15 protein-coding genes are annotated in these 20,075 nt (G+C 62.9%); 5 read left to right on the top strand and 10 right to left on the bottom strand.

Annotated elements, in window-relative coordinates; all coding sequences use genetic code 11:
• The first annotated feature begins 9 nt into the window (after positions 1-9).
• Entirely contained in the window at positions 10-1,245 is a 1,236-nt protein-coding gene (locus GWL_RS12695) for a urate hydroxylase PuuD (RefSeq protein WP_008330719.1), read from the top strand.
• Between the two features lie 33 nt (positions 1,246-1,278).
• Positions 1,279-2,907 carry a histidine ammonia-lyase gene (gene hutH, locus GWL_RS12690; protein ID WP_008330718.1) on the top strand — a complete coding sequence of 543 codons (1,629 nt, stop codon included), beginning with the start codon at positions 1,279-1,281 and terminating at the stop codon, positions 2,905-2,907.
• Positions 2,908-3,028: 121 nt separating this feature from the next.
• Here the strand turns inward: hutH and GWL_RS12685 are convergent, their stop codons facing one another.
• The 4 genes from GWL_RS12685 to GWL_RS12665 all read right to left on the bottom strand — a co-directional run bounded on the left by GWL_RS12685 (position 3,029) and on the right by GWL_RS12665 (position 9,997).
• The gene (locus GWL_RS12685; protein ID WP_008330717.1) at positions 3,029-3,709 is read right to left on the bottom strand and encodes a Fe2+-dependent dioxygenase; all 681 of its coding nucleotides are present in this window, start codon (positions 3,707-3,709) and stop codon (positions 3,029-3,031) included.
• 156 nt (positions 3,710-3,865) lie between these two features.
• On the bottom strand, positions 3,866-6,103 hold the full coding sequence (locus tag GWL_RS12680; protein ID WP_008330715.1) for a catecholate siderophore receptor Fiu: 2,238 nt from the start codon (positions 6,101-6,103) through the stop codon (positions 3,866-3,868).
• Between the two features lie 442 nt (positions 6,104-6,545).
• The gene (locus GWL_RS12675; protein WP_008330714.1) at positions 6,546-8,834 is read right to left on the bottom strand and encodes a catecholate siderophore receptor Fiu; all 2,289 of its coding nucleotides are present in this window, start codon (positions 8,832-8,834) and stop codon (positions 6,546-6,548) included.
• 344 nt (positions 8,835-9,178) lie between these two features.
• Positions 9,179-9,997 carry a hypothetical protein gene (locus GWL_RS12665; RefSeq protein WP_008330712.1) on the bottom strand — a complete coding sequence of 273 codons (819 nt, stop codon included), beginning with the start codon at positions 9,995-9,997 and terminating at the stop codon, positions 9,179-9,181.
• 242 nt (positions 9,998-10,239) lie between these two features.
• Here GWL_RS12665 and uraH point away from each other — a divergent pair, with 242 nt between their 5' ends.
• Complete coding sequence (gene uraH / locus GWL_RS12660) at positions 10,240-10,593, top strand: hydroxyisourate hydrolase (RefSeq protein WP_008330710.1); 354 nt, start codon at positions 10,240-10,242, stop codon at positions 10,591-10,593.
• A gap of 98 nt (positions 10,594-10,691) precedes the next feature.
• Here uraH and GWL_RS12655 read toward each other — a convergent pair whose 3' ends face one another.
• A complete protein-coding gene (locus tag GWL_RS12655; RefSeq protein ID WP_008330708.1) occupies positions 10,692-11,252 on the bottom strand; it encodes a carbonate dehydratase in 561 nt (186 codons plus the stop codon).
• A 749-nt stretch (positions 11,253-12,001) separates the two neighbouring features.
• On the opposite strand from GWL_RS12655, the gene GWL_RS12650 reads away from it, so the two are divergent.
• Complete coding sequence (locus GWL_RS12650) at positions 12,002-14,233, top strand: TonB-dependent receptor (protein WP_008330706.1); 2,232 nt, start codon at positions 12,002-12,004, stop codon at positions 14,231-14,233.
• A gap of 130 nt (positions 14,234-14,363) precedes the next feature.
• Here the strand turns inward: GWL_RS12650 and GWL_RS12645 are convergent, their stop codons facing one another.
• The gene (locus GWL_RS12645; protein ID WP_008330704.1) at positions 14,364-14,552 is read right to left on the bottom strand and encodes a hypothetical protein; all 189 of its coding nucleotides are present in this window, start codon (positions 14,550-14,552) and stop codon (positions 14,364-14,366) included.
• 307 nt (positions 14,553-14,859) lie between these two features.
• A complete protein-coding gene (locus tag GWL_RS12640; protein ID WP_034350759.1) occupies positions 14,860-15,753 on the bottom strand; it encodes a LysR family transcriptional regulator in 894 nt (297 codons plus the stop codon).
• Between the two features lie 146 nt (positions 15,754-15,899).
• On the opposite strand from GWL_RS12640, the gene GWL_RS12635 reads away from it, so the two are divergent.
• The gene (locus GWL_RS12635; protein ID WP_008330701.1) at positions 15,900-16,565 is read left to right on the top strand and encodes a peroxiredoxin-like family protein; all 666 of its coding nucleotides are present in this window, start codon (positions 15,900-15,902) and stop codon (positions 16,563-16,565) included.
• Between the two features lie 29 nt (positions 16,566-16,594).
• On the opposite strand, the gene GWL_RS12630 is transcribed toward GWL_RS12635, so the two are convergent.
• From GWL_RS12630 to GWL_RS12620, 3 genes are read right to left on the bottom strand one after another with little or no spacing between them, the layout of a single operon-like run.
• Entirely contained in the window at positions 16,595-17,908 is a 1,314-nt protein-coding gene (locus tag GWL_RS12630) for a tetratricopeptide repeat protein (RefSeq protein WP_008330699.1), read from the bottom strand.
• 41 nt (positions 17,909-17,949) lie between these two features.
• Entirely contained in the window at positions 17,950-19,578 is a 1,629-nt protein-coding gene (locus GWL_RS12625; protein ID WP_008330695.1) for a methyl-accepting chemotaxis protein, read from the bottom strand.
• A gap of 15 nt (positions 19,579-19,593) precedes the next feature.
• Positions 19,594-20,064, bottom strand: coding sequence for a DoxX family protein (locus GWL_RS12620; RefSeq protein WP_008330679.1), 471 nt, complete (start codon positions 20,062-20,064; stop codon positions 19,594-19,596).
• Positions 20,065-20,075 lie beyond the last annotated feature (11 nt).

The raw sequence follows: 20,075 nt of genomic DNA, 5'->3' as shown, positions 1-20,075 counted from the left end.
GGGGAAGACATGGAAGCACTCCTGGTTTCATATGGCATCGACTGGGCCAATCTGCTGGTCCGCTGGCTGCATCTGATCACGGGCATCGCCTGGATCGGTGCCTCGTTCTATTTCGTCTGGCTGGACAACTCCATCCGCCCGCCCAAGCCGGGCAGCGATCTGGAGAAGAAGGGCGTCTCCGGTGAACTGTGGGCGGTGCACGGCGGTGGTTTCTACAATCCGCAAAAGTATCTGGTGGCCCCGGCCGAACTGCCCGAGGAATTGCACTGGTTCAAGTGGGAAGCCTATGCCACCTGGATCACCGGCGTGGCCATGCTGTTCATCGTGTATTACTTCAATGCCTCGGCCATGATGGTGGACAAGTCGGTGGCTAACCTCACCGGTCCGCAAGCAGTGGGCGTGGGCATCGGTACGCTGGTGCTGGGCTGGATCGTCTACGACCTGCTGTGCAAGTCGCCACTGGGCAAGCGCGAAGGGCTGCTGGGGCTGGTGATGTTCGTCTTCATCGTGGCGGTGGCCTATCTGCTCACGCACCTGCTGTCGGGCCGCGCAGCCTATATCCACGTGGGCGCGATGATCGGCACCATCATGGTCGGCAATGTGCTCATGGTCATCATCCCGGGGCAGCGCAAGCTGGTGGAGGCAATGAAGGCGGGCCGCTCGCCGGATCCCGTCCATGGTCGCAAGGGCAAGCAGCGCAGCGTGCACAACAACTACTTCACCCTGCCCATTCTGTTCATCATGATCAGCAACCACTATGCGATGACCTATACGCACGCCTACAGCTGGCTGGTGCTGGCGGCGATCATGGCGGCCGGTGTGCTGATTCGTCACTTCTTCAATTTGCGACACAAGGGCCGCGTGGTGGTGGCCTATCCCATCGCCGGCGTGGCCCTGTTGCTGGGCGTGGCGGTGGCGATTGCGCCGCGTCCGGTGACGCCCCTGGCGGCACCTGCTGCTGCGGGTGCGGCACCGGTCGCTGCCGCCGCACCGGACTTCGCCCGCATTCAGGCCATCATTACCCAGCGTTGCGCCAGCTGCCATTCGGACAAGCCGACCCAGGCCGGCTTTGCCACCGCCCCGGCGGGGATGATGTTGCAGACGCCTGAGCTGATCCGTCAGCACGCGGCCAAGATCTTCCAGCGCGCCGTCCAGACCAAGGATATGCCGCTGGCCAACATGACCCAGATGACCGATGCGGAACGCGCTGAAGTCGCCGCCTGGTTCCAGGCCGGGGCCAAGTAATCGCACACGATCATGTCAGAGAGAACTCATCACATGCACACCATCACCATCGACGGCTTCAACCTCACCGCCGCGCAAGTCCTCAGCGTGGCCCGCGCCCCGCACCTGAAGGTCGCACTGGCCGATTCCTCGCGCAGCGCGCTCAAGCAAAGCCGCGACTACATCGAATCCACCTGGATGCACGATGAAGCCCCCATGATGTACAGCTTCAACACCGGTGTGGGCTTGCTCAAGGACACGCGCATCAAGGTCGAGCACATCGAGCTGTTCCAGACGCAACTGATCCGCGCGCACAGCGCAGGCATCGGCGAGCCGTTTTCTGAAGAAGTCAGTCGCGCCACCATGCTGCTGCGTGCCAATGCCTTCGCGTCGAATTACTCTGCGCCGCGCGTGGAAGTGGTGGATCGCCTGCTGGCCTTCCTCAATGCCGGTATTCATCCGATCATGCCGCAGAAGGGTTCAGTCGGTGCCTCAGGAGATCTCGCGCCGCTGGCTTATCTGGCGGCGGCCATTGCCGGATTCGATGAGGCCGAAGTGATGTATCGCGGCCAACGCATGCGGGCCACGCAAGCGATTGAGCAGGCCGGTATCGCTCCGGTGAAATTCGACCTCAAGGCCAAGGATGCTTCGGCCCTCATCAATGGTTGCACCGCTTCGCTGGCCGTGGCCATCCTGGCGGCCCACGATGCACGCCACCTGCTCACCGACGCCTGCCTGTCGCTGGGGCTGACGCTGGAAGCGATGCGGGCCGAGATGTCGGCCTTCGATCCGCGCATTCAGATGGCACGGCCGCATGCGGGGCAGATCAAGACGGCCGAAGTCATCCGCACTTTGTTGAAGGGCTCCACCCGTACCACGCATGAAGCACGCGCCGTGCAATTGCCCGATGAATTGCGCCGTACCGATATCCCTTACACCGCGCGCATCCAGGATGTGTACTCGCTGCGCTGCGCACCGCAGGTATATGGCCCGGTCTTCGATGCGCTGGACTACATCGACACCATCATCGAGAAGGAAACCAACTCCGCCACCGACAATCCGTTGATCTTCAACAAGGAGGACGGCGAAGGTTTCGAAATCATTTCCGGTGGCAACTTCCACGGCCAGTACCTGGCGCAGGCGATGGACTTGTTGGCCATGGCGATCACTGATCTGGGCAGCATCTGCGAACGCCGCATCGCACGCCTGATCGATCCGACCCTGTCATGGGGCTTGCCGCGCAACCTCATGAGCGGAGTGCGCGGCGTCAATACCGGCTACCCGGTGGTGCAGTGTTCCATGAGTTCGCTGGTGATGGAGAACCGTACCCTCTGCATGCCGGGCAGCGTCGACAGCATCCCCTCCAAGGGCAACAGCGAGGACCATATTTCCAACTCGACCTGGTGCGCCCGCAAGGCCATGACCGTGGTGCAGAACACGCAATACATCGTCGGCGTGGAAATGCTGCTGGCGGCGCAGGCGCTGACCATGACCGAAGAGTTGCTCAAAGGCTTCCAACTGGGGCAGGGTACGCAGGCGGCCTATGCGGAGATCCGCCGCCAGATCCCGGCCTGCCTGGATGGCGATCGCTGGTTCCATGACGACGTGCGCGCTGCGCATGACTTTGTGGTCAGCGGTTCGGTGCGGGAGGCGGTGATGAGTGCGATCGGGCGTTTCGTCTGATCCCGCGCAGGCTTGCATGAGAAAGGCCGTCCGCTGCAATGCCGGACGGCCTTTCCATTTGGCGCATCGAAATACTCAAATCAATATAAACGGTATAAAACAAATAAACAATTTGGCGGAGTCAGACATCCGCCCACTGCCGCAGCAGGTTGTGGTAGTGCCCGGTCAAGCCGACCACTTCCTCGCTATCTCCCAGCTTCTGGCGCAGGCTGTAGATGTTGCGATCCAGCTCGAAGAGCATGCTGCGCTTCCAGTCGTCGCGGATCATGCTCTGGGTCCAGAAGAAGGAGCACACGCGCGCCCCGCGCGTGACCGGTTCCACCCGGTGCAGGCTGGTGGAGGGATAGACGATCAGGTCACCCGCCGGCAACTTCACTTCGTGCGTACCATAGGTATCGACCACGACCAGTTCGCCGCCGTCGTATTCCTCAGGGTCGCAGAGAAAGAGCGTGGAGGAGACATCGGTACGCAGGCTGCCCGCTGCGTTGGGCAGGTTGCGCACCGAACCGTCGACATGCAGACCATAGTGTTCGCCGCCCTCGTAGCAGTTGAACAGCGGCGGCATGGTCTTCTTGGGCAGGGCGGCGGCAAAGAACAGCGGGTTGCGGCGCAATGCCTCGAGGATGATCTCGCCCAGCCGGAAACCCAGTGGCGAGTGCTCCGGCAACTGCCGGTTGCGCTTGACGCGCGCGCCCTGGTCGCCCACCGTCTCGCGGCCATCGACCCAGCCGGCACGGTCGAGCTCGCTGCGGATGTGGCGCACCTGGTCGGCGCTGAGAACGGCGGGGATGTGCAGCATCATGATGAATTTCTCCTGTCGCTAATGAAAAGGCCCCTCCCGTGAAGGAGGGGCCGTCAAGTCTGGCTGATCCATGACTGGACTCAGTGGGCAGCCTCACTTTAAGCAAGACCGGCAGTGACGCAACTGAGGCAGATCAAGTCATCGCGAGGCGCTGTCTCAGAACTTGAAGTTGGCCGTCAGTGCCACCGAACGCGGCGTGCCCGGGGTATAACGATAGCCGCTCTTGTTGATGGCCGCTACGTAGTCCTTGTCGAAAATATTGTAGATGTTCAACTGAAGATCGACGTTCTTGTTCACCACGTAACCCATCATGCCGTCGAAGACCCAGTAGCTGTTGGCGTACTTGGGGGTGCCGACGGCACCATCGGTGCCGCGCAGCAGCGAGCTGACGTAGCGCGCACCACCCCCCACGGTGAAGCCATGCGGCAGGCGATAGGACGCCCACGAGGTGAAGGCCTGCTTGGGGGTGTATGCCAGGTTGTTGTCACCGGAGGCGGTGACGATGGCGCCGTTGTCGACCTTGGTGTCCATCCAGGTATAGCCGGCCGCCAGCGACAGATTGCTGGTCACGTCACCGGTCACGCCCAGTTCGATGCCCTGCACGGTCTTCTTGCCGGTCTGGAAGTATTGCAGCGAGGTCGGATCGCGCTCGACTTCATTGGTCACTTCGGTATGGAACAGGGCGGCGGTGACGGCCAGCTTCTTGTTCAGCAGATCCCACTTGGTGCCCAGCTCGGAAGTCTTGGTCTTTTGCGGTGCGTAGTTGCTGTTGGCAGCGCTGTTGGCCGAGGCCGACAGGGCGAAGTTGCTGCCGCCCGGCGGCTGCTGCGACGTGGCATACAGCGCGTAGATGCTGCTGTAGTCGGTGGGCTTGTAGATGGCGGCCAGCTTCCAGTTGAACAGGTTGCCCGAGGTCGACAGGTTGGTGATGGTGCCGGCGGCGTTGGCGTAGTACGTGGTGCGATAGTGGTCCTCGCGGATGCCGGCATTGATCGCCCAGTGCTCATTGAACTTGATGGTGTCGAACAGGTAGGCCGAGACGGTGTCGGTCTTGCCGTCGTTGTAGCCGGTGGCCGTCATCGTGTAGGTCTTGGGATCGTTCGGATTCGGGTTGTACAGGTTGGCCACCGAGAGCGTGCCGCTACGGGTGAAGGACAGGGCATGCTGCTTTTCTTCGGTGAATTCCACTCCGCCCACCAGGGTGTGCTTGAGTCCTCCCGCCTGCAGGTCGGCGGTGATGTTGGTCTGGTTGGTGATGATCTCGTTGCTCTGGTCCTTGCGCGTCGGATTGGAACGCGAAATGGTCCACGCCGATGGATTGCTGGCCGACGGGGTAACCAGGTTGGCCGAGGTTCCCATGAAGGAGGTCAGCAGGTAATCCTGGCTGGTCTTGGCATAGCGGGTGGTGTTCTGCAGTTTGACGTCGGAGGAAAAGTCATGCTCCACACGCGCCGTGAACATGTCGGAGGTGACCTTGTCGTAGTCGCCCGAGAGGCCGTAGAAGTTGGACGAATCCACACGCGCCGCACCGCTCAGGAAGGAACGTGAGCTGTCCGGCGAGGTGTAGCCGGGCAGGCCGATGGTCGGTACGCCGCCATCGGGAACGTTGTCCTGGTCGATATGCAGGTAGTTCAGGAATACGCGGGTCGGGCTGTTCAGGCCGAAGGCCAGCGAGGGCGCCACGCCCCAGCGGTCGTTCTTGACTTCGTGACGGCCGGGTACGCCGCTGTCCTGCTTCATCAGGTTCAGGCGCAGGGCGATGCCGCGTTCTTCATCGACCACCTTGTTCCAGTCGGCGGTGGCGCGCTTCTGGTTCCAGCTGCCGTAGGTGGCCGAGGCATTGAAGAAGTTGCTCATCTCGGCCTGCTTGGTGACCAGGTTGATCGAGCCGGTCGGCGAGCCACGGCCAGTGTCGGTCCCCGCCGGTCCCTTCAGGACTTCCACCTGCTGGATGTTGAACATGTCGCGCGAGATCGAACCCAGGTCGCGCACGTTGTCCACGAAGATGGCGCTGGAACTGTCGAAGCCACGCATGTAGATGGCGTCGCCGGTATTGGTCGAGCCGTTCTCGCCGAGATAGAAGGTGCCCACGCCAGGACTGTTGCGCAGGGCTTCGGTCAGGGTGGTGGCGCCTTGCTGGTCGATCAGCTGCTTCTTGATCACGGTCAGGGTCTGCGGGGTATCGACCAGCGGCTGGCTGTACTTGGCCGAGGAAGCCTTGTCAGCCTTGTAGTCCGATTCCTGGGTGGCGGTCACTTCGACCTTGGGCAGAGCGCTGCTGGTCTGGGCATGCACGCCCACGGCGGGCAGCAGCAGGGCGCCGGCAACGGCAGCAGACAGGCGGGTCGAGGCAAACGCGGGTTGTGCGTGCTTGCGGCTCTTGATGTAACTCATGGCTTGGTTCCGAGAGAAATTGTTGAGGGTTCTCTTGGCTGGCTACGAGTCGAACGGGCAATCGCGTGGTCAGAAATGACCTGGCAGGCTCCGCCGCAATGGCTGGCGAGGTTGTCTTTTTGTGTATCCCGTATCGGTCTTTTTTGTAACGAATTGAATCAGGATGCTTACAATTATATACATATTGAAAATAAAAGTGATTCTTATTCCTGAAAAAGTTGGCATGTAGTCTATTGTCACAGCCGGTCGGATGCGGTCAGCAGTCCGATGGTCCGCGCGGGCTCGGGCATGGCGGGCATCGGCAGGATGGCTCGGCATGTGGTGAGGAAAATACACCGTGCTCCTGCCGTTTTGGTCAACGTGATAAATGATTTGCAGGAAGGCGTTGCAGGAAGGGGAGACGGGGGCAGTGGCGGCAGAACGCCGCCACCGGAGGAAGTCATCAGAAGCGGAAGTTGCCCGTCAGCGAGACGGCACGCGCACCGCCTGGGGTATAGCGGTAGCCGCTCTTGTTGATGGCGGCGGCGTATTGCTTGTTGAACAGGTTGGTGACATTGAACTGCAGCTCCACCGTCTTGTTGATTGCGTAGCTGGCCATGGCATCGACCAGCCAGTAGGCATCGGTGCGGGTGGGTGTGCCCACGGCATTGGTGTCCGTGCCGCGCAGCAGGCCGTCGGTGTAGCGCAGACCTCCACCCAGCGCCAGGCCCGGTGCCGCGCGCCAGGTCGCCCATGAGGTGAAGGACTGACGCGGTGCGTAGGCCAGATAGTTTTCGCCGCTGGCGGTGGCCACACGTCCCTGATTGACCCGGCTGTTCATGCGGCTATAGCCGGCGGTGAGCGAAATGTCAGGGGTGATCTCGCCGGTGACGCCCAGCTCCACGCCGTCGGTACGTTTCTCTCCGATCTGGAAGTAGGTATCGGCCAGCGTTCCTGCCTCGATTTCATTGCTCACGTCGGTACGGTACAGCGCCCCGGTCACGGCCAGGCGACGATTGAGCAGATCCCACTTGGTGCCGAGCTCGGCGGTGCGGGTCTTTTGCGGCGCGTAGTCGGGGTGCGACGGGTTCCCGCGGCTGGCGCTGAGGGTGATATTGTTGCCGCCCGGCGGTTGCTGCGATGTTGCCAGCAGGGCATAGACGCTGCTGTAGCTGGTGGGCTTGAAGACAGCCGCCAGCTTCCAGCTCAGCAGATTGCCCGAGCTCGAGAGTTGCGTGAGGCTGCCCGAGGCGATGCCGGTGAAGGAGGTGCGGTAATGGTCCTCGCGCAGCCCCAGGTTGAGCGACCAGCGCTCGTTGAACTTGAGGGTGTCCAGCACGTACAGCGAGACGGTATCGGTCTGCCCTTCGTTGCTGCCGGTGGTTCTGATGCGCACCGCTGATTCGTCAAAGTGCGGATTCGGCTGGTACAGGTTGGCATAGGGGCGGAAGCCGTCCGTACCAAAGGACAGCGAGCGCTGGCGTTCACGCGTCAATTCCAGCCCGCCGACCAGCGCATGACGGATCCGCCCGGTCTGCCATTGCGTCGTGACATGGGTCTGGTTGCTCATGATTTCGTTGGCCTGATCGCGCCGGGTAACGATGTTGCGCGCCAGCAGCCAACTGCTGCGATCAGTGGCCGAAGGCGTGATGATGCCGGTCTTGAAGCGGCCGCGGTCGGATCCGGTGGCGATGAAGGAGGCCAGCCGGTAATCCTGGTCGGTACGGGCGTAGCGGGTGGTGTTGTGCAGCTTGAGTTCGGGGGCGATATCGTGCTCCACCCGCAGCGTGTACATGTCGGCATTGACCCGGTCGTAATCATCGCGATGGCCGTAGTAATTGCTCGGATTCACTTTGGGTGCACGGGAGATGAAAGGTCGAGCAAGATCAGGCGAACTGTAGCCGGGCAGGCCGAGGGTGATCACGCCGCCATCGGGCCGGTTGTGCTGCTCCATGTGCAGGTAATTGAAATAGATGCGGGTCGGCGTGTTCAGGCCCCAGGCCAGCGAGGGGGCGAAGCCGTCGCGGCGGCTGTGGACTTCGTGACGGCCAGGTACACCGCTGTTCTGCTTCATCAGGTTCAGGCGCAGCGCCAGGCCATGCTCGGGGACCAGCACCTGGTTCCAGTCGACGGTGAGGCGTTTCTGGTTCCAGCTGCCATAGGTGCCGCTGGCCGTCACCGCGTCGGTCAGTTCGGGTTGCTTGCTGACCAGGTTGATGGCCCCGGTCGGCGAGCCGCGTCCGTTGTCGGTACCGGCGGCGCCCTTGAGAACTTCCACCTGCTGCAGGTTGAAGACGTCACGCGAGATGGCGCCCAGGTCGCGCACGTTGTCCACGAAGATATTGCTGGAGGCGTCGAAGCCGCGCATGTAGACCGTATCACCGGTGCTGGTGCTGCCGTTCTCGCCGAGGAAGAAGGTGCCCACGCCGGGGGTATTGCGCAGGACCTCGGTCAGGGTCGTGGCACCTTGCTGTTCCATCAGCGGACGTTTGAGGATCTGCAGGGTCTGCGGGGTGTCCACCAGCGGCTGGCTGTACTTGGGTGAGGCCGATTGCTCGGCCTTGTAGGGTGAGTCCTTGAGGGCATCGACCTGCACGGCAGGCAGTTGCGCACGGGGTGACTGGGCCTGCGCAGCGACCACCGGCAGCAGCAGGGCGCCGGCGATGGCAGCCGTGAGACAGGAAGGCGTGGAGGCAGCGGAAGGGGTGGAAGGAGTGGAGATAGGGTGCTTGCGGCTCTTGATGAAGCTCATGTCAGGTTCCGAGAGTAAGGGTTGCGAAAACTCTGGGCTGGCAAAGAGCGGTATCCGGCGCGATATGAAGCTTCATGCAGAAAAGCGGGAAGCGCGGTCGGGCAAGGGCTGGCGGGGAGAGGTCAGGAATATCCGGCCGGGCGGACAGACATGCCGGGAACGGATCCTGACGAGTATAGGAAGCGGGGAGAAAAAAAGAACTCCTGAAAATTTCGATTTTTTGCAGGAGTTTTAAAGCGCGCTATTTGAATCGGGGAACTCGATTTTTTTTCAATCAGAATCGTCTGAATCCTGGAAGAAAAGAATGAGCCCCCTGGGCGGATCAGGCGTGGATCAGGCGCGGATCAGAAGTGATATTCGGCACGTACCATCGGCGTCTTCGCCAGCGAGCCGGGGACGTTGCCGGGGTTGCCGAACTTGTTGCGCCAGTACTGGTATTCCAGCCCCAGACGGAAGGTGTTCTTGCCCAGGCCCATGGCGGTGCCGACGTCGTACATGAGCTGCCCGTCGAAGTTCAGTTCGGGGGCGGTGGCACCGCCGAACTCGTTCTTGCCCTTGGCGGCGATGTAGTTCATGTAGCCTTCGAAGGCCCAACCGGATGTACCCAGGGGAATGCCCCAGGCCAGGTTCAGCATCGGGTGGGTGTCATAGCGGTAGCGGCTGCTGACGCCCTTGGGCTGGTTGCTCTCGAACAGTGCCAGCACGCTCACGTTCAGGAAGCCCGGCACATCCATCATCAGGGTCGGGCCGATGACCCACATGCGCTTCTTGGAGGCGTAGCTGTTGTCGTTCTTGGTGTTCCAGTCCAGGCCCAGCGTCAGGCCCACGCCGCGCGCCGGTCCGAAGGACAGATCGCGGCCGCTGATCTTGCCCAGGTCCAGCGTATGGCGATAGGTGAGATAGGCTTCCTGGGCGTTGTCATCCTTGCGGTCCGACATCAGCAGGTCGACGTTGAGGAAATTGGTGCCGTACTTGTAGCCGCTGGCATGCTGGAAGTTGAGGATGTTCTTGCTGATGTCCTGCGAATTGTAGGGTTCGGCAAAGCGGGTGCCGTAACGATAGCCGATCGAATTGTCGGACCAGTCGGCCGCCAGCGTGCTGCCGCCGGTCACGAGCAGAACGCCGGCAAGCAGGCCGTGTCGGCGCAGGGATGAAATGGGCATGGTGTCTCCTCCAGTGATGGATGTTTATTGATATAAATGATTTAGGATTTTCTGGCCTTGATGCCGCAGCCGTGATCCGCGCACCGGATGTGGACTCCGGTTTGGCAGGGGGTGACGCGGTAAGGCATTATGTCCGCTGCGAGGATGGCCGGTATAAGCGCACTCGTATAGGCATCGGCGGGTGGCGGTATATCATCGGTCCCCAGGACGACTCATCTATCACAAAGGGAAAGGACAGCAACATGGGCAAACTGAGCACGCACGTGCTGGATATCACCAAGGGCAAGCCGGGCGCGGGCGTGAAGCTGGCGCTCTACGCGGTCACTGCCGAGGGCAAGACGCTGCTCAAGCATGCCGTCACCAACAGCGATGGCCGTTGCGATGCGCCGCTGCTGGAAGGTGAGGCCCTGCTGCCCGGCAAGTACGAGCTGGTATTTGCCGCCGGCGAATATTTTGTGGGGCAGGGCGTGAGCCTGCCGGAACCGCGTTTCGTCGATGAGGTGGTGATCGCCTTCGGCGTGGCCGATGCCAGCCAGAACTATCATGTGCCGCTGGTGGTCTCGCCCTGGGCCTATTCCACTTATCGCGGCAGTTGATGGGAGGGGCCTGAATCATCGACTGAAGCGATAAATGAAAAATCCGGTCTTCACGCCAGAAGCCGGATTTTTTTTATGTCATCGGCAGGAGGCAGGGTTCAGAACTCGTTCTGCAACTGCTTGTAGCCGCGCACCAGCTCATTGTTGGTGCGGGCCACATCTTCGGAGAATTCCGAGGCGGCCACCGTTACGCGCGGGATGGTGGCCAGGTCGGTCTTGGGTCCGATCCGTTCGGTGGACGGCACGTAGAATCCCGGCGGCAGGTCGCAACCGTCGACCACGGCATTGTGGCGCACCACGCAACCGGCGCCGATGCTGCAATTGAAGAGCACGCTGTTGAAGCCGATGAAGGCACCATCGCCCACCGAGCAGGGACCATGCACGATGGCGCGATGGGCAATCGAGGTGCGCTCGCCGATGGTGACCGCAGCGCCCGACTTGGAGTGGATCACCACGCCATCCTGGATGTTGGAATGGGCACCGATGACGATGGGCTCCATCTCGCCCTGGTCATCGACTTCGTCGGCGCGGATCACGGCATAGGGGCCGATGAAGACATTCTCATGCACGATCACCTTGCCGCACAGGATGGCGGTGTGGTCGACATAGGCAGATTCGTGGACTTGGGGCCGATGGCCGGAAGGGTTGCGGCGAAGCATGGATGGGGGTTCTCCTGGTGATGCGGGTGAAGCGGATCGTGCTGACGCGGCCGGTGAGCACGGCGTCGCTGGCGTGGCACGGACGGGCCGCCTGCGAAGCATTGACTCGCATTGACCCGGCCGTGCTCAGGCGGGTAGCGATCATACCCTGTTTGGACGGTGGACGGACAGCTGGCCATGGGGCAGCGCCTTGCAAAGATCGTGCGTGGTGGTGGCGAGTTGCTCCGCTACAGCGGGTGCGCGGGCTTGGTCTTGTCGTGATTGTGATGGCTGCTCCGGATGTTTTGCGCGACGGTAGACGCGCTCGCATGCGCGCAGCGCATTTGATTTGGATTAAGGGAAGGGGCCCGGAAATCGGGTCCAATCTCACCTCCTCTCTGTTGTATTTGCGGGCTGCGGCAATATGTCGCAGCCCATTTTTTTTGTCGGTCGGCGTGGCTAACTGCTTGTGTGCAAAGGATTTTTTCCGGGCATGCGGCGCGCTCTTGCCGGGCGGCAGCAGACTGGCCGGAGCGCGGCGCACAAGCTGCGTGATAGATTGCGCCGATGAAAAAAACAGGGAGTGCGAACGTCACGGCGGTCGCGGGTGCGGCTGCGCGCGCTTCCCTCACGATACCAAGAAAAGTCCGGACATCCTCGCCATGAACACGCTGCTTGTTTCTTCCCCATCCTCGTCATCTCGCTCGCCGTCGCCGTCGCAGTCATCTTCCCGGTTCATTGATCTGCGTCCCTCGCCCTTGCTCCTGGCGATGCTGTGCGCCTGGAGCGGCAGTGCACTGGCACAGCAAACCGGGAGCGAGACTGCCAGCAGCGAGCCAACGGCCTTGCCGACCGTCGAGGTGCACGGCAGCGGATCGGTCGCCGAGCGCAAGCAGTTGCCGCAGACCACGGCCAGCGTCACTGCCGACGCCGCCGCCGACAGCATCAACGTCACCGACAGCTCGGATGCGCTCAAGTATCTGCCCAGCCTGTCGGTGCGCAAGCGCTACATCGGCGATACCCAGTCGCCGCTGGCCACCCGCACCACGGGTGTAAACGCCAGCGCGCGCAGCCTGATCTATGCCGATGGCATCCTGCTCTCGGCGCTGGTGAACAACAACAACGGCAACGGTTCGCCACGCTGGTTCATGGTGGCACCGGAAGAGATCGAGCGCATCGACGTGATGTATGGCCCCTTCGCGGCCGAGTATCCGGGCAACTCCTACGGTGCCGTGACCGAGATCACCACGCGCATGCCACAGCAGTTCGAGGCCAGCATCAAGGCGCAATACGCGCAGCAGGATTTCAGCCATTACGGCGCTTCCGGCACCTATCGCGCACAGGAATACAACGTCGGTCTGGGTAATCGCAGCGGGGCCCTGGCCTGGCGCTTCTCGGTCAATCACCTGGACAGCTATTCGCAGCCGGTGACCTACATCACCGCCGCCAGTGCACCAGCCGGCACCACCGGAGCGGTGCCGACGCAGGATCGCACGGGCAAGAATCTCTACGTGCTGGGGGCCGGCAATCTCACCCACACCGTGCAGGATACGGCGCGGCTGAAGGTTTCCTATGACTTCACGCCGGCGCTCACGGCGACCTATACGCTGGGCTTCTGGCAGAACCAGGCCCATGCCAATCCGCAGAGTTTCCTGAACAATGCCAGTGGCGCCACGGTCTATACCAGCAGCTTCGCCAGCAATGACGTAGACCAGCAGCAATGGATGCAGTCGCTGGAGCTGCGCAGCAAGACCGGTGGTCAGTGGGACTGGCAAGTGGCCGCCTCGACCTTGTCGGCTTCGCGCGACCTGACCCGCACCTCTACCACCGCCTTCCCGGCCGGCCAGAGCGGCGGCGCCGGTACCATTGCCGATGCCAGCGGCACCGGCTGGAGCACGGTCGACGCCAAGGGCATCTGGCGCCCTGCGGGGAGTGCCCAGGTCGTCAGTTTCGGTGCGCATGTGGATCGTTATACCCTGGCCACGCCCACCTGGAATACCAGCAACTGGATCAGCGGCGGCAATGGCACGCTGGCCTCGGACTCGCGCGGCAAGACCGAGACCTCGGCGCTGTGGGCACAGGATGTGTGGCATCTTGCTCCAGCGCTCAAGGCCACGCTGGGGGCGCGTTACGAATGGTGGCGCGCTTTCGATGGACGCAATGTGTCGACCTCGGGCACTACCGTCTTTGCGGTGAACCAGCCGCAGGTCAGTCACAACGGGCTCTCGCCCAAGGCTTCGCTGGCCTGGGCCTTTGCCGACGACTGGATGGCGACACTCTCGAGTGGCCGCGCATTGCGCTTCCCGACCGTGGGCGAGCTGTACCAGAACGTGCTGCTCAATGGCGTCTATCTGCAGGCCAATCCCAATCTCAAACCGGAGAAAGTCTGGTCCACCGAACTGGCCATCGAGAAGCAGTTGCCGCAAGGGCGGGGTAAATGGCGCGTGTCGCTGTTTGAAGAGCGGGTATCCGATGCGCTGATCTCGCAGACCTCGACCATCGGCAGCGGCGTGGCCTCCTTCACGCAGAACGTGGATCGCACGCGCCAGCGCGGCATCGAGGCCGCCTTCGAGCGCAACGATCTGTTCATGCGCGGCTTCTCTCTCAATGGCAGCGTGACATGGGTGGATGCCCGCATCCTGGACAACAGCAGCTATGTGGCCACCACGGCCGGCGCCACCTCGGTCGGCAAGCGCACGCCCTATGTACCCGAATGGCGCGCCACCCTGGTGGCCAGCTACAAGCCCGATGACCGCTGGACCTATACGCTGGCGGGGCGTTACAGCGGACGGGTCTATGCCACCGTCGACAATACCGACATCAACACCCACACCTATCAGGGCTTTGATGGCTATACCGTCTTCGACGCCCGTGTGCGCTATCGCATCGACCGTCACTGGAGCGCAGCGCTGGGCGTGGACAACCTGACCAACCGGGATTATTTCCTGTTCCATCCCTTCCCGCAGCGCACGGTCTTGGCCGAGCTGAAATACGATTTCTGAGCGGAGCGTGGGAGAGTTGATGCCCTGGCGTGCCTTGCGGCTGGCCGGGCAGACCGGAGGGGATCCGGCTGCCGGTGAGGTGGAAGGGAGTTGAGAGGAGCTTGAGACCCGGTGAGGTCGAAGCGCCCGCTCAGCCGTTGCGCGCCTTGTCGATGGTTTCCCGGGCGGCTTCCATCAGGGCGGCCGGTTCCGGGGCGTCGGATTGCAGATAGGTGTTTTCCAGCGTGACCGAGAGATTGCTCATCTTCTCCGACAGTTCCGCCAGCGCCACGCTGAGCTCACACATCAGGGCCGAGATATTTTTGGGAGACTGCGTCATTCCGTTTTCCTTTTCAGATGTCGTACCGGGGATGTCTGGCGGGCAATGAAGAGCGGGGATTCATCGCGCTGCAGGCCGGTACGGTCCAATCGATTACGTCGTGAGCTTGGGCTATTCTAAGCCATGCCGAATGGAGCTACGACTGTACCTTGGTCGAAAAGTGCAACAAAAAATGAAGCTTTCTGCGGGGATGTTGCATGGTGGATATGCTTTTCGCCGCTGCGTTGCCGTAGCGGCATGCTTAATCGGTAAGAGTTGCCACGACACGACGCAGGATCGTTACCAAGCTGACGATGTCCGTCGTGCATCAGTTCGCGGTTTGCTCTTGCAGCATGATTTCTTCCACGAAGTCGGCAAAGGCGCGCGCCTTTGCGCTGGCCAGTCTGCCCGTGGGAAAGACCGCCCACAAGGCGATCTCCGGCAGGGACCATGTTTCCAGCAGACGTACCACGTTGCCGGCGGCCAGTTCGGGGGCGAACATCCAGTCCGACGCGATGGCCAGACCCATGTCAGCCAGGACGGCGGCGCGGATGCCTTCGGCAGCGTTGAAACGCACTCGTCCCCTGACCATGACCGACACTTCGCTCCCTGCGCGAGTGAAGGTCCAGACATTGTCCAGCTGGCTCATGACCAGGGTCTCGTGTGCGCTCAGGTCGGCCGGTACGCGCGGTGCCGGGGCCCGCTCCAGATAGGCCCGGGTCGCCAGGACCGAACGTCGGGTCGTGGCCAGCTTGCGCGCCACGCTGGCCGAATCGGCCAGCCTGCCCATGCGCAGCGAGACGTCGATACCCTCGGCGATCAGGTCGATGGTGCGGTCGTCCAGGATCACATCTACTTCCAGGCCCGGGTGACGTGCCAGGAACAGCGGCAGATGCGGAATCACGAACAGTCGTGCAAAGGTCGGCGCCGCCGAAATCCGCAGCCGTCCGGCCAGGCCCGCCCCGGCCCCGCGGGCAGCCAGTTCGGCTTCATCGGCTTCCTGAATGGCCAGGCGCGCACGTTCGTAGAAGCGCATCCCGGCTTCGGTCGGCGTGAGGCCGTGGGTCGAGCGCAGCAGCAGTTTGACCTTGAGCTTGTCCTCCAGCTGCGCCACCGTCTTGGATACTGCTGGCTGGCCCACGCCCAGCACGCGCGCCGCCCCCGAAAACGACCCCGCCTCCACCACCCGTACGAAGGCCGTCATGGCCAGCAAGCGATCCATATCTGCCTTGTTCATTCCTGATTGGAATAAGCATTATAGCCATGACCTGTCTGCCATTCCTGAATCATTGGGACCAGAATGCGCCTCATCGGTGGTGACCCGTACCGCCGAGCGCACTCAACCCAACCAATGACAGGAGCTTCATCATGACTCTGCAAGACAAGCTGGATGCCTTCAAAGCCGACTTCGTGGCCGGCAAGCCGCCCTACAACGTGCCTGCCCCAGTGATTGCCACCATGCAGCGCGCTACCGATGAACTGATCGCCTCGGGCGCAGCAAAGCTGGCGCTCAAGGCCGGTGACCGTGCACCGCAGTTCACGCTCGCCGATCCGGAAGGCAAGCCGGTGTCGTCGGCCGAGCTGCTGGCGCGCGGTCCGCTGGTGGTGAGTTTCTATCGCGGCGTGTGGTGCCCTTACTGCAACATGGAATTGCAGGCGCTGCAGGAAGCACTGCCGCAATTGCAGCAGGCCGGCGCCAGCCTGGTAGCCATTTCTCCACAGCTGCCGGCCAATAGCCGCAAGGCCATGCGCCAGAACGCGCTGTCATTCCCCATCCTCTCGGATGCGGGCAATGAGGTGGCGGCAGCCTTCGGGTTGCGTTTTGCGCTGCCGGACTACCTGGTGCAGCTCTACCAGTCGCTCAAGAACGAGCTGCCGGCCTTCAATGGCGATCCCAGCTGGACGCTGCCCATGCCGGCCCGCTACGTGATTGCTCCGGATGGCGTGATCGTCTACGCCGAAGTCAATCCTGACTATACCCGCCGCCCGGAACCGGCCGACATGCTGCCAGCCATCGGCCAGAGCGTGCTCTGAGTTCGCCGACGCGCATCTGCATTGCCCGCTCAGCGCCGTGCCAGGACGACCAGTCCCGGCACGGGTTGCTGCATTTCCACGCGCAGGCTTTCCTCGCGCACCAGCACCATCGCCAGCCCGGCCTCCTGCAGGCACTGTTGCACATAGCTGCGCTGGTGGCGGAAGCGGCCGCTGGCGTGAAGGTAGTAGCCAGCGGCACGTTCTTCCTCCGCCAGTTCGACGGTGAAGATCAGGTGGCCGCCTTCCTGCAAGGCTTGTACGGCTGCCCCGAAGAACGAGGCCAGTTGGCCACAGTAGATCAGCACGTCGCAGGCCGCGACCAGGCCATAACGTGCCGGATGAGCCCTCATCCACTCCACCGCGTCGGCTTCGGCCAGCGCGGTGTATTGTGCATGCCGTGCAGCGTGGCGCAGCATGTTGGGGGACAGGTCGATGCCTTCCAGCGCCTGCGCATAGGGCGCCAGTACCGGCGCGCACAGGCCGGTGCCGCAACCGGCGTCCAGGACATTGACCGGTGCTGCGCCGGCCAGGCCCGCCTGCAGCATCGCGTCCAGCACTTGCGGCCCACGGTAGTCCAGGTGCGTGACGAGGTTGCTGTCGAAGTGATCGGCGTAGTCATCGAAGCGCTGCACGATGTAGTCACGCGGGACCGTGTCGCTGGGCAGTCCGGCATAGGCGGCAAACATGTGGCTGGCGATGGGGTGTCCGGGCTCCTCCAGCAACCATTGCCGGCATACTTCTGCGGCTTGCTCCATCTGCCCCAGGAAATAGAAAGAGATCGCCAGCAGCTCGCGCGACTTGCCCTCGTGCGGCGGCAGCACGAAGGCCATGCACTGGTAGCGCGAACTCTGCATGCGATCGCCCAGCTGGGCGTAGAGCTCTGCCAGCTGATGCAGGGCGGCCAGGCAGTGCGGGTCATACTGCAAGGCCTGCTTGCCGGCGGCGATGGCGGCGTCGGTCTGGCCCAGGGCGCGCCGCGCTGCGGCCAGGTTGGTCCACAGTTGCGCATCTGCCGCCCGCAAGTCCAGGGCCTGTTCATAGGCCGGTGCCGCTTCCTCGAAACGTCCGCAGGCGAACAGAACATTGCCCAGATCGTTGCACCAGTCGGCATCAGGCGGGGCGTTGCGCGCGGCCTCGTGCATCAGCGCCAATCCTTCCTCGTGGCGACCGCACTGATGCAGCAGCACGCCCAGATAATGCTGGGCCGGGGCGTGCTGCTCTTCCATGGCGAGGATGAGGCGATAGTCTTCTTCGGCCGCATCGAGGCGGCCCGCTGCATGGTGGTTGAAGGCCGAAGTGAAGCTTTCTTCGATCAGTTCTTCCAGGGCGCCGCTGGACGTCATGGGGGGTCTCCTCTTGGTGTCATCGTCGGGGCGATGTGAATTTATTGACTCGAAACCGCCAGCCGAGGCAGCGACAGGGTCTGCGCATCGGTCGTGTCTGTGCTGCTCATGGCGGCAGGGACGGCCAGGGTGAAGACGGCCACCGACGCCGTGAGCGTAGCCGCCTGTTCGGTCAGGGCATCGGCGGCTGCCGCAGTCTGTTCGACCAGGGTCGCGTTCTGCCGGGTCGCACGGTCCATGTCCGCCAGGCTGAGACTGACCTGGGAAATGCCTTCGGCCTGTTCCTGTGTCGCCGTGGCGATCTCGTTGACGGTGGTCATGACATGGCCGAACGACTGCACGATCTGGACGATGGCCTGGTCGGCTTCCTTGACCTGTTCTGCGGCGTGGTCGACCGAGCCGATCGAGGTGGCGATCAGGTCCTTGACCTCGCGCGCGGCCTGCGCACTGCGCAGCGCCAGCGAGCGCACCTCCGAGGCCACGACGGCGAAGCCGCGGCCCTGGCTGCCGGCGCGGGCAGCTTCCACCGAGGCATTCAGGGCCAGGATGTTGGTCTGGAAGGCGATGCCGTCGATCACGCTGACGATGTCGGAGATCCGTGCTGCCCCTGCCGTGACCTCGGCCATTGCACCGGCGATGCCGCCCATGACCTGGCCACCGCGCTCGGCATCGCGGGCGGCGGCAGCCGCCATTGCATTGGTGCGGCCGGCGTTCTGGGCATTGTTGCGCACGGCACCGGAGAGCCGTTCCAGGGTGGCCGCAGTCGACTCCAGCGTACTGGCCTGGGACTGCGTACGCTGCGCCAGTTCGCCGTTGCCCTGGGCGATATCGGCGACGCCGTGATGCAGGTCGCGGGTGGCCTCGCGGATGTCGTCGACGGTGCGGGCCACGCCGCGCTGCATGCGCTGCAATGCGGCCAGGAGTACACCGATTTCATTGCCGGAGATGCCTTGTACCGGGCGACTCAGATCACCGTCGGCGATGCGGTCGAAATGTTCGGCGGCGCGCTTGAGCGGTCGCAGCAGCAGGCGGTCGAACAGCAGCCAGCAGACGCCGATGAGCAGGATGGAGGCCGCCAGCATGGATACGGCCAGTAGCGAGGCCTGGGCCGAGCGGCGTTCGGAGGCCTGGCGCAGACCGTCCTTGACCTGTTCCGCACGCTGGATCACGGCGCGCAGGGTGGCGGCAAATTCGCGATCGGCTGCTTCTGCGCTGACGGTGGCGGCGGCGTAGTCGTCCAGCGACACGTCATACAGCGCCACCTCGCGCTGGTTCAACACCTTGATGTAACTGTCATAGGCCGCCGAGACACGCAGTGCCTCGGGCTCGGCCAGGGCTTGCGGAGTGAGGCCCTGGCGGTAGCCGTCGAAAGCCTTGCGGGCTTCCTGCAGGGCGGCCGAGGCCCGTCGGCTGTAGTCATTGGACTTGATTTCGTCGCCCTTGACCAGATTGATGTAGGCGTTGTCCATGTTGATCAGGGTGGTCAGGAACAGGCGCTCGGTGTCATGCAGGGGCTGGATGTGACGATCCGACAGTTCGATCAGCGCAGCAGTGGCACGGCTTGCCGAGCGCGCGCCCTGCCAGGCCATGGCCACCGCCAGCCACAGCGCCAGGGTCAACAGCCCCAGTACCAGCAGCAGGGCAGTGCGCAGCTTCATTCTGGTCAACATGATGGTCTCCCTCGATCAGTGCAGGCCCAGGCGCCGGTCCAGTGACCAGGCACCACCACCGCGTGCCACCAGCAGCAGCAACAGACCGGCCCACGACAGGTGGGTTGGCCAGGCATCCGGGTAGACGAAGATCTCGATGACCGCCGTCATGCCCAGCAACGCCAGTGCCGCGCCGCGCGTGAACAGGCCCAGCACCAGCAGCAGCGGGAAGAAGTGTTCGGCATAGGTGGCCAGGTGTGCAGCCAGGTCGGGCGGTACCAACGGCAGGCGATATTCCTCCTGGAACAGGACATAGGTGCTGTCCTTGATGTGCAGCCATCCGCTGACCTTGGTCCGGCCGGAGAGGAAGAAGATGGCGGCAATCGACAGCCGTGCCACCAGGGCCAGCAGTGAATCGCTGATGAGGCGGCTGGCCAGGTCGGCGGCGCGGGTGTAGAGGGTGGTATGCGGCCGGGCCGTGGCTTCCAGGGTGAGAGGCGGTTCCATGAGGGTCTCCG

This window comes from Herbaspirillum sp. GW103 (assembly GCF_000261365.1).
In the GTDB taxonomy this organism is placed as follows: Bacteria; Pseudomonadota; Gammaproteobacteria; order Burkholderiales; family Burkholderiaceae_D; genus Herbaspirillum.
Note: the sequence above shows the minus strand (reverse complement) of the source record. Positions and strands in the feature narration are given on the sequence as shown.

Bases quoted from the DNA above. Each gene is read 5' to 3' on its own strand.
- GWL_RS12695 (WP_008330719.1), top strand. From the start codon at position 10: ATGGAAGCACTCCTGGTTTCATATGGCATCGACTGGGCCAATCTGCTG.
- hutH (WP_008330718.1), top strand. From the start codon at position 1,279: ATGCACACCATCACCATCGACGGCTTCAACCTCACCGCCGCGCAAGTC.
- GWL_RS12685 (WP_008330717.1), bottom strand. From the start codon at position 3,709: ATGATGCTGCACATCCCCGCCGTTCTCAGCGCCGACCAGGTGCGCCAC.
- GWL_RS12680 (WP_008330715.1), bottom strand. From the start codon at position 6,103: ATGAGTTACATCAAGAGCCGCAAGCACGCACAACCCGCGTTTGCCTCG.
- GWL_RS12675 (WP_008330714.1), bottom strand. From the start codon at position 8,834: ATGAGCTTCATCAAGAGCCGCAAGCACCCTATCTCCACTCCTTCCACC.
- GWL_RS12665 (WP_008330712.1), bottom strand. From the start codon at position 9,997: ATGCCCATTTCATCCCTGCGCCGACACGGCCTGCTTGCCGGCGTTCTG.
- uraH (WP_008330710.1), top strand. From the start codon at position 10,240: ATGGGCAAACTGAGCACGCACGTGCTGGATATCACCAAGGGCAAGCCG.
- GWL_RS12655 (WP_008330708.1), bottom strand. From the start codon at position 11,252: ATGCTTCGCCGCAACCCTTCCGGCCATCGGCCCCAAGTCCACGAATCT.
- GWL_RS12650 (WP_008330706.1), top strand. From the start codon at position 12,002: ATGCTGTGCGCCTGGAGCGGCAGTGCACTGGCACAGCAAACCGGGAGC.
- GWL_RS12645 (WP_008330704.1), bottom strand. From the start codon at position 14,552: ATGACGCAGTCTCCCAAAAATATCTCGGCCCTGATGTGTGAGCTCAGC.
- GWL_RS12640 (WP_034350759.1), bottom strand. From the start codon at position 15,753: ATGGATCGCTTGCTGGCCATGACGGCCTTCGTACGGGTGGTGGAGGCG.
- GWL_RS12635 (WP_008330701.1), top strand. From the start codon at position 15,900: ATGACTCTGCAAGACAAGCTGGATGCCTTCAAAGCCGACTTCGTGGCC.
- GWL_RS12630 (WP_008330699.1), bottom strand. From the start codon at position 17,908: ATGACGTCCAGCGGCGCCCTGGAAGAACTGATCGAAGAAAGCTTCACT.
- GWL_RS12625 (WP_008330695.1), bottom strand. From the start codon at position 19,578: ATGTTGACCAGAATGAAGCTGCGCACTGCCCTGCTGCTGGTACTGGGG.
- GWL_RS12620 (WP_008330679.1), bottom strand. From the start codon at position 20,064: ATGGAACCGCCTCTCACCCTGGAAGCCACGGCCCGGCCGCATACCACC.